The sequence below is a fragment of the Beijerinckia sp. L45 genome (genome assembly GCF_009765775.1).
Classification (GTDB): Bacteria; Pseudomonadota; Alphaproteobacteria; order Rhizobiales; family Beijerinckiaceae; genus RH-AL1.
The window spans coordinates 1-12049 of the sequence record NZ_LMUU01000090.1 but is presented as its reverse complement, the minus strand read 5'-3'; the positions used below and the strand labels follow the sequence as shown (position 1 = coordinate 12049).

The 12049-nt window shown below is 58.8% G+C and carries 14 protein-coding genes; 6 read left to right on the top strand and 8 right to left on the bottom strand.

Features of this window, described 5'->3' with window-relative positions; translation table 11 throughout:
• Window positions 1-121: 121 nt before the first annotated feature.
• Entirely contained in the window at window positions 122-376 is a 255-nt protein-coding gene (locus GSQ79_RS09235; RefSeq protein ID WP_158808426.1) for a hypothetical protein, read from the top strand.
• 99 nt (window positions 377-475) lie between these two features.
• Here the strand turns inward: GSQ79_RS09235 and GSQ79_RS09230 are convergent, their stop codons facing one another.
• Window positions 476-904: a MerR family transcriptional regulator gene (locus GSQ79_RS09230; RefSeq protein WP_158808425.1), complete on the bottom strand. Its 429-nt coding sequence runs from the start codon at window positions 902-904 to the stop codon at window positions 476-478.
• A 70-nt stretch (window positions 905-974) separates the two neighbouring features.
• Between GSQ79_RS09230 and GSQ79_RS09225 the strand changes: the two genes are divergently transcribed.
• Together GSQ79_RS09225 and GSQ79_RS09220 are read left to right on the top strand one after the other, a co-directional pair.
• Window positions 975-1844, top strand: coding sequence for an aldo/keto reductase (locus GSQ79_RS09225; RefSeq protein WP_158808424.1), 870 nt, complete (start codon window positions 975-977; stop codon window positions 1842-1844).
• Window positions 1845-1895: 51 nt separating this feature from the next.
• The gene (locus GSQ79_RS09220; protein ID WP_158808423.1) at window positions 1896-2702 is read left to right on the top strand and encodes an SDR family oxidoreductase; all 807 of its coding nucleotides are present in this window, start codon (window positions 1896-1898) and stop codon (window positions 2700-2702) included.
• A 27-nt stretch (window positions 2703-2729) separates the two neighbouring features.
• Here GSQ79_RS09220 and GSQ79_RS09215 read toward each other — a convergent pair whose 3' ends face one another.
• Window positions 2730-3197: a helix-turn-helix domain-containing protein gene (locus GSQ79_RS09215; protein WP_158808428.1), complete on the bottom strand. Its 468-nt coding sequence runs from the start codon at window positions 3195-3197 to the stop codon at window positions 2730-2732.
• A gap of 109 nt (window positions 3198-3306) precedes the next feature.
• On the opposite strand from GSQ79_RS09215, the gene GSQ79_RS09210 reads away from it, so the two are divergent.
• Entirely contained in the window at window positions 3307-4266 is a 960-nt protein-coding gene (locus GSQ79_RS09210) for an SDR family oxidoreductase (protein WP_158808422.1), read from the top strand.
• A 118-nt stretch (window positions 4267-4384) separates the two neighbouring features.
• A complete protein-coding gene (locus GSQ79_RS09205) occupies window positions 4385-4936 on the top strand; it encodes a trans-aconitate 2-methyltransferase (protein ID WP_158808421.1) in 552 nt (183 codons plus the stop codon).
• Between the two features lie 9 nt (window positions 4937-4945).
• Here the strand turns inward: GSQ79_RS09205 and GSQ79_RS09200 are convergent, their stop codons facing one another.
• The 4 genes from GSQ79_RS09200 to GSQ79_RS09185 form a co-directional block, all read right to left on the bottom strand.
• Window positions 4946-5572, bottom strand: a complete 627-nt coding sequence (locus GSQ79_RS09200; RefSeq protein ID WP_158808420.1) for an NAD(P)-dependent oxidoreductase — start codon at window positions 5570-5572, stop codon at window positions 4946-4948.
• A 121-nt stretch (window positions 5573-5693) separates the two neighbouring features.
• Window positions 5694-6134, bottom strand: coding sequence for a heme-binding protein (locus GSQ79_RS09195; protein WP_158808419.1), 441 nt, complete (start codon window positions 6132-6134; stop codon window positions 5694-5696).
• A 46-nt stretch (window positions 6135-6180) separates the two neighbouring features.
• On the bottom strand, window positions 6181-6879 hold the full coding sequence (locus GSQ79_RS09190) for a hypothetical protein (protein ID WP_158808418.1): 699 nt from the start codon (window positions 6877-6879) through the stop codon (window positions 6181-6183).
• Window positions 6880-7049: 170 nt separating this feature from the next.
• Window positions 7050-7883, bottom strand: coding sequence for an SDR family NAD(P)-dependent oxidoreductase (locus GSQ79_RS09185; protein WP_158808417.1), 834 nt, complete (start codon window positions 7881-7883; stop codon window positions 7050-7052).
• Window positions 7884-8024: 141 nt separating this feature from the next.
• Between GSQ79_RS09185 and GSQ79_RS09180 the strand changes: the two genes are divergently transcribed.
• Window positions 8025-8621 (top strand): TetR/AcrR family transcriptional regulator, encoded by a 597-nt coding sequence (locus GSQ79_RS09180; RefSeq protein WP_210253043.1) that lies wholly within the window; start codon window positions 8025-8027, stop codon window positions 8619-8621.
• 166 nt (window positions 8622-8787) lie between these two features.
• Here the strand turns inward: GSQ79_RS09180 and GSQ79_RS09175 are convergent, their stop codons facing one another.
• Entirely contained in the window at window positions 8788-9333 is a 546-nt protein-coding gene (locus GSQ79_RS09175) for a recombinase family protein (RefSeq protein ID WP_158808416.1), read from the bottom strand.
• A gap of 146 nt (window positions 9334-9479) precedes the next feature.
• Window positions 9480-11951 (bottom strand): lipopolysaccharide assembly protein LapB, encoded by a 2472-nt coding sequence (locus GSQ79_RS09170; RefSeq protein WP_158808415.1) that lies wholly within the window; start codon window positions 11949-11951, stop codon window positions 9480-9482.
• Window positions 11952-12049: the final 98 nt, after the last annotated feature.

Below are 12049 nucleotides of genomic sequence, written 5' to 3'. Positions count from 1 at the left end.
GCGACGCATCTGCGCCGGTGAAAGCCAAATCAGATCACTCATGACGGCACCTCCTGGTGCCGTCACTGAATCAAGCGATCGTCTCATCCGCAAGTCCATTAATAGGTCCTGAGCCTAGCTCATGGCTTTCACCGTGTGGGGTGATCACGAGCGCCAGGAGCAGGTGTTCGAGCGGCTGAAGGCCTCCTACGCATCATACGAGACGATCGATCCCGGCAATCTTCTGCACTGCGCGCTTGAGCTCTCTATAGATACGGCCGGAAGCGGCGCAGCGGGACCTGCCGACCTCGATTGGAGACTGCGCATCCAGCTGCCTGTAGAGATATCCTGTCTATGGATGGATCGGGACCAAGGTCCGCAATGGGCGCGATCCTGAATGTCCAGAAACTGGCGGGGCGCCGACGTCAGCAGTATTGTAGTAGCCGGCGTCCGGCAGGACTGTTCTTCGCAGCCGACGCTCAACATCGCCGGACGCTCACCCCCGATCTGCGGCGATCCGGCTTCGCCCCTCCGTTCGCACGAAGCCCGGTTCGGGCTGCATGCCGTCCTTACCGTTGGCCAGCCAGTCGCGTTTGGCGCGAAGGTAGTTGGCCATCGCGCTCAGTTCCGCCGCCTTGCCTTCGAGCTTTTCGATTTGAGCGCTGACGATCTCCATCCTCCGCTCGGGGGTCATGCGCCCGGCACGACGTTCGCCGCCAAACGCCGCGATCTCCTTGAGCGACAACCCGGCAGCCTGTGACAGGCGAATGAGCTTGGCCGCGCTCACGTCGCTTTCGCTGAAAACTTGGTAGGCAAGACGGCCGCCCTTGGCGCCTATGCAGGGCCGGAGCAACCCGAGGCGGACGTAGAAGCGCACCGTGTCGGACGTCAGCCCGGTGGCCCGCGCGAATTCGGAGATCAGCACGACCCATCCTCTTGACCTTGGAGTGCGCTCCACACTTACAGGACATGCTCGACAGACGCAGGGGGATTGGATGGCGGGCAAGATTTTCCTGATCGGCGGCGACCTGCCCGTCCATCGCCTGGGATTTGGCGCGATGCGCCTGACGGGTCCCGGCGTGTGGGGGCCGCCGCAGGACCCCCATGCGGCGGCGGCTGTCCTACGGCGGGCGGTCGACCTCGGAATTGACTTCATCGACACAGCCGACGTTTATGGCCCCGGCGACAACGAGCGCCTGATTAGGGACACGCTGGCGCCCTACAAGCCCGGGCTGGTGATCGGCACGAAGGGCGGGATGATCCGCTGCGGCCCGGCAACCCCGGGCAATCCAGGGATGTCCATGGACGGCAGCGCTGCCCATATCCGCCGGGCAGTCGAGGGGAGCCTGCGCGATCTGGGCGTCGAGTGCATCGATCTCTACCAGCTTCACAGGGTCGATCCGGCAACCCCGATCGAGGAGACCATGGCCGTGTTCCTTGCCCTGCGGACCGAGGGCAAGATCCGCCACGTCGGCCTCTCCGAGGTCGGCACAGAGCAGATCGAGAGGGCAAGATCGGTCGTCGAGGTGGCGACCGTGCAGAACCGCTTCAATTTGACCGACCGCCGGCACCATGACGTGCTCGTGCATTGCGAACAGCACGGTATCGGCTTCATCCCCTTCTATCCGCTCGGTGCCGGAACGCTGACCGATGCGGCCACGGTGGCGACGATCGCGGCGCGGACGGGCGCGTCATCCGGACAGGTCGCGCTCGCATGGCTGCTGCAGAAGTCGCCCGTGACGCTCCTGATCCCCGGCACGTCATCCCTGACGCATCTCGAACAGAACGTCGCTGCCCGTGATCTCGTCCTCAACGACGCCGAGATGACGGCGCTTGAGCAGATGGGCCAGGCCCCGGTCGGGTGAGATCTCCCGCCAGGGAGGGCCGCCTTGTTCGGCATGCGCGTGGAGAAGAGAATGCCTAAGACAGTGCTGTTGACCGGAACGTCCAGTGGCATCGGTGAGGCGGCGGCGAAGACATTCATCGCCAATGGCTGGAACGTCGTCGCGACCGCGCGCGATCCCTCAATAGTCTTGCGAGGGATCGAAAGCCCTCGCTTGTTAAGCGCCCGCCTCGATCTCACGGACATCAGCTCGAGCACGGCCGCTTTCGAGGCTTCAGCATCTCGCTTCGGCACGATCGACGTCGTCATAAACAACGCCGGGATCGGCCTGGGCGGACCGCTGGAGGGCGTGAGCCTCGAGCGCCTTCGCGAGCATCTTGAGGTCAACGTGATCGGGGTCGCGGCCGTATGCCAAGCTGCGACCGCGCATATGCGATCGCGCGGCCGAGGACTGATCGTCAACGTCACATCGCTTGCCGGCCGCGTCGGCATCCCGTTCCTTGCGCCTTACTGCGCTGGCAAGTTCGCGATCGAAGGCCTGACGGAGGCTCTGCACTACGAGCTGCGACCGTTCGGCATCCGTGTGAAGCTGATCGAACCGGGCGGAGCCCGCACGCGCTTCGTCCATCCTTGGGCGGACCATCCCGCCTACGAGCCCGCGGCCGACAACGTTCGGAGCATGATGGTCCGGGGCGCCGAAAAGGCCGCATCCCCCGATCGGGTCGCCGCGGTCATCCTCGCCGCCGCGAAGGATCCCAGCGATCGTCTCCGCTATGTCGCGACCGATGCGGTGCTGGCCCTGCGCGTGCGCCAACTCCTGCCGGAGCGGCTTTGGCGCAAGGTGTTGTCCAAGGGCTTTGGCCTCGGCGCCCAGGGCTGAGACTTCCCCACCCAACCCTGCTTGCGCCTACGCCGCCGCGATCGCTTGACCATGGGATCGATGCTCGCTCGGCGAACAGCCCATGGACGCCCTGAAGGCTCGGCTGAAGCCGGGTTCGGACTCATAGCCGATCCGGCGGGCGATCTCGCCGATCGGCATGTCTCCCTGGAGCAGGAGATCGCCGGCGATGGTGAAGCGCCAGCGCATGAGATAGCGCAGCGGCGGCTCGCCGAAGGCGGTTGCGAACCTGTCGGCGAAGACCGATCGTGACATGGCCGCCAACCGGGCGAGGCTCTCCACGGACCACGTGGCGGCCGGATCCTCATGCATCGCCGCGAGCGCGCGTCCAAGCCGTTCCTCGCCGATGCCGCCCAGCCATCGCGCCGCATCGGGTTGTTGATCCGCCCAGCTGCGGAGCACCCTTATCACCAATAGGTCAATCATGCGGGAGATCATCAGCGCCGACCCCGGCGCCGGATGGTCGGCTTCCGCCATCAGGAACCGCCATCGCCCTTTGAGGCTATCGTTTCATAGCTTGCAATTTTGCATAGATTGCAATATCCATGTTGAGGCCGCTCGGATAACCAGCAAGGGATAGCAAGCCATGTCGAACTGGACCACTCGCAATATACCAAGCCAATTTGGCAAACTAGCCATCGTCACCGGCGCAACCGGGGGCCTTGGGCTTGAGACGGCTTTAGCGCTGGCCGGGGCCGGGGCTGAGGTCATCTTGGCGGCCCGTAACCCTACCAAGGGCCGAAACGCCGAAACGCTGATCCGCAGGAAGTTCAAGAAAGCCAACGTCCGGTTCGAACTCGCCGACATGGCAAGCCTGGCTTCCATTGCGAAATTCTCCGACAGCATGCTCGCCGCAGGCCGGCCAATCGATATTCTCGTCAATAACGCGGGCATCATGGCGCCCCACGAGCGCGGAACGACGGCGGATGGGTTTGAAACGCAGTTTGGCGTCAACTACCTGTCGCATTTCGCTTTAACGGCGAGGTTGCTGCCGCTCTTGAGCGCGGCGGACGCACGAGTCGTTCAACTTTCGAGCTTTGCGCATCGATCTGGCAAAATTCACTTCGAAGACCTGAATTACGCGCAAGGCTACAAGCCCTTCCCAGTCTATTCCCAGTCCAAGCTCGCGATGTTGATGTTCGCGATCGAGCTAGATCGGCAGAGCAAAGCCAACGGCTGGGGCCTTACCAGCGTTGCGGCCCATCCGGGCTTCGCGCGTACGGATCTGGTCGCAAACGGACCTGCGCCTGGCGCCAACATTCTCTTCCGGATGGCCATCCCGCTGGCGAAGCGATTGATCGGCCATTCAGGCGCCCAGGGTGCTTTGCCCACACTGATGGCGGCAACCATGCCAGGCGTTAAGGGCGGGCAGTATTTTGGTCCTCGGGGCTGGAAAGAGTTCAAGGGTCCTCCAGGCCCCGGCAAAATCGAACAGAATGCTTTGGATACCGACGTTGCCCGGAAACTGTGGCAGGCGTCCGAGCAGCTCACCGGTGTTCGCTTTCAAAAGAGTGCCGTGGTCCAGCTGGATGGAACCGGTTCCTAACGGACGTTTCGCGTTTCTCGCCCTCGTGCGGTCACGGCCGGACGGGGGCTTAGCCTTTCAGGCAACGCACTTGGCCAACAGCCAAATGAAGCTCACGGACCGATCCCGGGAGGGATAGATGCTTCACGCCGTGCTGCTGTGCGTTCTCGTAATGGTTCTTCTGCTCTGCTTTTCCCTGCTGCTGTATCAGGGATTGACTGGCGTACCGACGGTGTCTTCGACCCGCGCTGAGGCCGCCGATGTTGTCGCCCTGTTGCGCAGCGCTCACATCGGGGCGCACCCGACAATTGTCGATCTCGGCTGCGGCTGGGGCGCACTGACTCTCGCCTTGGCCTCGGCCTTTCCACGCGCCACCATCGTCGGCTTAGAGCTCTCGCCTTTTCCATATTGGGTGACCCGGCTCCGCACCTTGGGGCGCCCTAACATCCGCGTCATGCGAGCCAACTTTTATGACGCCGATTTGCGGGGCGCCGACGCAATCGTCTGCTATCTCATGATAAAACCGATGCCAAAGCTCGCAGCGTTTCTCGACCGCGTGCTGCCGGATGGAACGCCTGTTGTTGCGCTCACTTTTTGGTTTCGAGGAAGGAAAGTCTCGGCGGCCAAAGAAGGGCCGGGCCTGCGTGGCTCCGCGGCGCTCTACCACTGGCCTGCAAAGCAACAGGAGTGATCCAAAGGCTCAACTCGTTGCGATGGTGACGGCCTGCCTAAGGTAAATGTTGCTCGTGAGCTGATCGAGCATAAACGCCGCGACGTCGGCCCGCGTGATACTATGCGCTTTGGCGCGGATCTCTGAGAAGAAGACCTTAACTTCCCCGATCGGTCTGCCGTCAGTCAACACGGCAGGGCGGACAACGGTCCAGTCGACATCGGTTTGCGCGAGGTCGTGCTCCATCCTCGTCTTGTCCCTCAGCGCCCCGCGCAAAAAGGTCGGCACGACAATCAATTTGTAAAAGAGGCCGGCCACATCGCTGCTATCTCCCGCCCCCATTGCGGACGCGACCACGAGGCGACGCACCCCGTGTTCGCGCAAGGCTTTCACGATCGTTCGGGCGGTGTCGGGTTCGAGGCCGGAGCGCCGCCAGGGTGTCTTTCCGCCGACCGCGCTTAAAACCGCATTCTGGCCTGCGACGGCGTCAGACATCTGCTTTGCATTGCGGGCATCGCCCGTGATGATACGAACACCGGTCTGACCATGAATCGGCCGATGGTGCACGAATGCGGTGACCTCATGCCCGCGTGCAACCGCCTCTTTTACGAGCGCGGCCCCGACGCCACCGGCGGCTCCTACTACCAAGATTTTCATTTCGTCTCTTAGGCTCTCATCGTCGCATTTCTGAGCGCAGTGAAGGGCAGTGGGTCACTCGGGCGTCCCCATCGCCCTGCTGCGAAGTTCTCGGCCGCAGTCCTTTCGGAGGCAGCAACGACTAGGCAGGAACCGCATCACGGGTGGCCTTTTCGTAGACGGCTCGCGCCGCTTGAGCGCATTCGCCGTCCAGCTCGTCGGTCGCCCCGGTAGAGCCGATGCCACTGCAGCCCACACCAGCAATTACGCGGTCATCCTTGTCGCGCAGCACGGTCACGCTGCCCATCGGCAGCAGCGCACGCGCCGACATGGTCGATAGGGCGGTGATCATGGCCGGCGGAAACTGTCGTAGCTCAGGTCCGTCTTGTCGAAGAAGCGCGCCAGTGAAGGCCTTTGCCTGAGCTGTGTCGATCGATAGCCAATGCGTTCCGTACATGCGCCCGAACGCGAATAGCCGACCTTCGGCATCCACAATTGCAGTCGATACCGCAGTACGTAATTCACGCGCCTTTTCCTGGCTGGCGCATATCATCTGTTGGGCAATCTCATTCGTCAAAGTCATGCTAAGTTCCTTTTCTAGTAGGCTGCCCGCTCTCAGCAGAGCGGGGTCAAATGGGGTGGAAAAGGCATCGCATCGCGAGCGAGACCCCCGAACGTGCACGCAGGCATTCCACTCGGGCATGGGGCGTGACGACAAAAATCGGCTCGTTGATCGACTGATCGCTGTCGTCGAACATGAGGCGAATGCGCAGATCGAAGAGTGGGGCGCTCGATCCAATGGCCCTTCCATCCAAGGCGGTGGCGACGTCGGCGACGACATCTGAGAAGCGGAGCTGATTGGCGCGGTCGGCTCTTGTGCCGTCGACCTCGATCGATTCCAGGCGTCCGTCACCCGCTGCCTTAGCGACGAAGGTGATCTTTTGCCGTAAGGAACAATCGATCAGGCCCGATGCCCTCATTAAAGCAGCCGTGCGTTGAAAGCCGGCATCGGACGTAGCGCACTTGTCGCTGCCATCAGGCATACGTTCGCAAGTACTGATGCCGCCGTTATCCGAGCCGGCTGCCACCGCTGCCGCGCGATCGAACGCTTGTCTGAAGTCAGTTAGATTGAGATCGAACGTCGACGGCGCCGACACGATATCCATGTGGCTCATTTTGCCGTCTGATAGCGCCATCGCGAACACGACTCCGAAAGCGGCGGCCAAGACACAAAGTCCGAAAGGGTCGATGTTCCAGGAAAACCAGCGGGCTAATCGGCTTTGCCTTGTCCGCTCGCCGGCAGCCCCGCCACGACGCTGCGTGAGCACTGCGTCTCGATCCCGTACGAGGCGGTATCGTCGAACAACGGGATTACGTTGGTTTCTCACAATCTCCCCCCTAACCGTTGCACCGGGCCGCCATCATCTAAGATCGTTGAGACGAGCCGGTGCCGCAGCGAAGCGCTGATGGCGAAGGTCAGTATTTCTGATCCGAAGGGTTAAGCGGCGCGCGTGCCCTGTGCGGTGTTCGATACTTCAGCCCATTGCTCCCAGGTGCTGAGCCGCCCTTCATAGAGCCGCTTGATCATGGGGAGGGGGCCTGCGCCCAGCAAAAGCCGGAGCGGCGGCTTCTCTGCATCGACTAGCTGCAAGATGGCAGGTGCAGTTGCCAGGGGATCGCCCGACATCTCTGGCTTGAACGCGCCCAATACCGCCTGCCGTACGCCGTCGTACTCGGCCATAGCTGGAGCGGCCTTGATCGACGAGCGGAAGCCTGTTGTGAAACTGCCTGGCTCAATGATCGTGACCTTGATTCCGAAGCTGGCGACTTCACCAGCGAGAGCCTCGGACATGCCCTCAACAGCGAACTTGGTTGCCGCATAGATTCCGCCCGTGGGGAAACCAATGACGCCGCCAATGCTCGATACGGTCAGGATGTGACCGCTGCGCTGCGCGCGCAACAGCGGTAAGGCCGCCTGAATAACGGAGAGCGTACCGAATACGTTGGTATCGAAGTTCGCGTGGGCATCTGCCGTGACGGCTTCCTCGACAGCGCCCATGTAGCCATATCCGGCGTTGCAGAGAATTACGTCGAGGCCTCCAAAGCGCTGATGAGCGCGTTTGACGGTCTGGAACACTGCGTCGCGATCGGTCACGTCGAGCGGCAGGGTAAGGACGGCATCACCGTAGGTCGAGACGAGGTCTTCGAGCCCTTCGGTGTCACGGGCTGTTGCTACGACCCTGTCGCCACGCTTCAGGGCAGCTTCTGTCCAAATGCGGCCGAACCCGCGAGACGCACCCGTGACGAACCATACTTTTGCTGCTTGAGTCATTTCGTTGTATTTCCTTATTGATGTCGCACATGATTGGTTGTTGCGAGCGTCAGGGCGTAGGAGACTCAGCTTGCTATCCTTTCACGGATATCCGAGGCTGACAGTTGTGGTAATATTGCGATCTATGCAAGATTGCAAGATATGAAAGAAAACATGTCTGAAGCTCCTGTCGGCCTGCGCGAGCGGAAGCGTGCGAAGACGCTCGCGCTGATCCAGACCGAAGCTATCCGGCTATTCATCGAGCGGGGTTTTGAGGCCACGACGCTGGCCGACATCGCTGAAGCCGCTGATGTTTCGGCTCGCAGTTTGTTTCACTATTTCGAATCTAAGGAAGAAATCGTCTTCTCGGCTCGGGCGAATTTCCCGGCTCTCATCGCTGAAGCGGTCGGCCGGCGACCCGCCGACGAACCACTTCTGGACATGGTCGAGAATGCACTCGTCGACACCGCGGCCCGTTATGGATCGCCGCAGACCAAAATTTTGGGCCGGTTAGTTCGCGATACACCGGTGCTTAGAGCGCGTGAGCAAGCGAAGTACGAGCACGTGGAGCGAGCGCTGGCGGAGGCTCTAGCCGATCGTATAGGATTGCCCGCCCCGGATACGAAATGCCGGGTAACAGCAGTGACTGCAATCGGCATCCTGAAGCTTTCGGTGGAGGCTTGGCTGGCGACAGAAGATTCGGGCGCTGAGATGCACTTTCGGGCCGCTTTCGCCGAGCTTAGGCGTATCGCATGCTAAATCGATTTTACGTGTTCAATGCCAGTGCCGACGACCCCGTCTCTTTTAGCCAATGCCTCAAGGGAACGGCGGCTTCCAAGTTATAGGTTATAGCGCTGGACGTCTGCCTTGGGCGCTTTGCTGCCATAAGGCGACCGTCGAAAACCTGACCGTTCGATGGGACGGCTCAACCCGCTTTGAGAATGCGGTATACCTGCATGCGGCTGCACCTTACAGCCTGTGCTATTGCGGCAGCTCCATGCCCGGCTCTATCCAGCGCAACCACTTTGGCTCGGTCCACACGTGGCGCGCCGCCCTTGTATACGCCGCCGGCCTTTGCCCGCTCAATTCCGTCTTTCTGCCGCTCCTTGATGAAGCGCCGCTCCATCTGCGCTACCATGCCGAGAACGGTGATTATCATGTGGCCCATTTCGCCGCGAGTGCTGACATGAGGATCGAGAACGGTAACGAACGCGCCGCGCTGCTCGCACTCATGGATCAGGTTTAATACGTCGCGGGTGTCACGACCGAGCCGGTCAAGCCGGGCGACCACCAGTTCGTCGCCGTCGCGTAGAAATTCGAGCACAGTCGCCAGCTCGGGCCTGCCTTCGCGACTGCCGCCCGACACCTTCTCTGAGCGAATGATGGAACAGCCCTCAGCTTTAAGCTTGGCAAGCTGAACATCCAAGTCTTGATCTAGCGTGCTGACGCGGGCGTAACCGATACGGGCCATATGTCACCTCAAGGTTTAGGCCCGAGGCTACCCTGTCACAAATAGTCGGCGTCAACCCAGATGTTACGGCTCGGTATCGCCGCCCTGTTACGTCACGCGAGGGTATACCTTCGCGATACATTGATGCCAGAAGACGTGTATGGTTGTTATTCGTATTTTTTAATGGCTATACTTGCCGCTACGGGCCCTCGCCGAGAGAACCTCAACCTAAATTCCGTGCTCGTTCCGACAGACGCGTCTTCTGCTTCGTCTTCGGAAAAAGCACTCATTGGAACAAAGATACTACTTGGGTAGGCACCGGACCTTACCAGCACATAGCCTTCACGCACCGCATCAACGACGCCTGAATAGATTGGAAGGAGCGAGGTGATAGAATTATCCTTTTTTGGAGCGTGAGTTCTAAAGTTTCGTGGGGCTTTCCGGTGAATTTCATAGAATAAATCCGCCGCTTTTATTACGCTTCCTTCTGCAAAAAAGATCTGCCCAAGCATGTATTTGGACTCAAAGTCATGCATGTCGATTGCTACGCATCGCGAGAAGTGCACCGCGGCGTCGGCCATATTGGCGGGATCTTCCTCAAGATAATGAAGCGCTAAAGCGTGGTGAGCCGGCTTATTCTCCGGGTCTCTTTCAACCGCTTCTTTCAACACCCTAAGTCGGTCGCTGCCTCTCCCTGCGGCAGCATAGAGCTTTCCCAGCCGAACGGCGGTGCTAGCTCCGCGGGGTGACTTTGCCCAAGCACGTTCAAGCGCCTTTAACGCCTTCGTCTTTTGTTTTAAATTGTCCCAGAGCCGTGCCTCGATTTCAAACATCTCGGCATCGTCAGGAAATTCTTGCTGGGCCTTTAAAATTGCTGCCTCAGCATCTGACAATTTTTCCGAAAAGAATTGGTCTTGAGCTGATTTTTCATCATCCCCAAGCTCCTCCGACAAATCGGCAACCTCATCGACCAGAAGCTTGCATCGGCTGGATGTGCGAAAACGATCAGCTTTTGGCATTTGTTCGAGAAACGCTCGTGCTCTTCGCCGCAATTGATCCTTCAAAACTTGTGTGGTTTCTGATGCGGCCCTCTTGCGAGCGACCTCGGCTTGCGTGTGTATGAAGGTCGAGTTTTTAGGCTGCATCCAGGCGGCGGTTTCAGCGTAAAATTCCGCCTCCAAAAAATCGCCGTCCCGGTGTGTAGACTCAAAGATTGCCCACTGTTGAAAAAGATAAGCCTGCTTCGGCGCCACTAATGTCGCCGCCTTGAAAACTTGCCGAACCTCATCCGCATTCTGAAAATTATCAGTCAATGTGCGGCCTTTGCAAATGCCCTCGAGAACGCGACCATCCGAAGAATAGCCAACGTCAAGTCCCGCTATAATCTTTACGAATTGCGCAGACTTTGCGGTATCGCTGTCGAACACTTGACGGAATAGAATTTGTGCGACGTGAATGTGACGTGTCTTGTATGTATGATCCCCTGTATAGGCATCCCGTCCGACAGCTACCATATCAATCAAAGGTGAGAAAAAGCTTTCCTGATATTTTTCAAAATCGATGCCAGATATACGCGTCATCGTTCCAGCTCGAACGGGAACGCCGAATTGATTTAAAGATGCAATGTCTAGGTAGAGACTTCTAGCCTGTTCGGGGCTTACGCTAAGGTATTCATTCAAAACTATTTTTTCGAAAGGTAGCCCTCTTGTCAAAACATGAAGTGCCACAAGGAGCTGCCTGTCGGCAAACTCTTGGCTAGCAAATGCAGCTACCTGCCCCTGTCTATTCTTACTCGCAAGTTCTCCTAAGCAGTTATGCCGCTCAAGCAAGTCAAGAAGGACCTCTATTTCGCTAGAAGCTAGCGCGCCGACCCTTATACTGTGTGGCTGTAAGCGTATCTGCAATTCTCCGCAGTATGTCGTCCAGTCGGCCTCCCGTTCAGCGCCGATGATTACCACCGGAACGTGCTTTGACTTCATGACAGCTAAAAAAGATATCAACTTTTCAACATGTAACGAGACCTGATCGACAAACAAGTAAATCGGCTGCCTCGTTAAATCAGCAATCTCGACAAATACGTCTGCCCGCAGCTGACCGGCTTCTTCGAGCCATAAAACTATAGCATTATAGGCGGTTGCGGCGTCGAAAGCGGCCCGCTTTAGTGCAATCGTTTTACCGGCGCCTGCAGGCCCTTTTAAAAGGATAAAGATAGGATCAGTGGGAGCTTCATTCTCTAACAGTGCTTTGTATAGCAAATCGTCGGTTACCTTGCGGCGCGCGTCTAGGCGTTGGGTTATGCACCCCCATCCGGTGTCATAACCGGAATAAAATCGCTCCGCTGTTTGCTCAGCAACTGGCATAGATGCGTGAACTAACGTCACGTCTTTCTGCAATGAACCTCTTAGTAAATCCGACTCTTCCGATGTTGTCGAATAAAAACGCCGTAGCGGGAAATCTGTATCACTCTTTGACGTGACGCCAATCCGCATAAGCGGAGGAATCCCGGCGTCAAGTGCGCTCATAAATTGCCCAAACCGGCATGTAATGACGTCTACATTCTTTGCGGCCCAAAACTTCAAGTCCTCATCTTCAGCCTCTGGATCTACAATATACCATTTCGGACGGGAGCTCTGCTCCATGCGGTAAATTAGGTCCCTTATGTGGCCGTCACCGAGCGCATAGAGCCCGACTCAAAATTTACGTTTGAGCGGTCTGCTGCCTCGCGAGTCTTCGCATG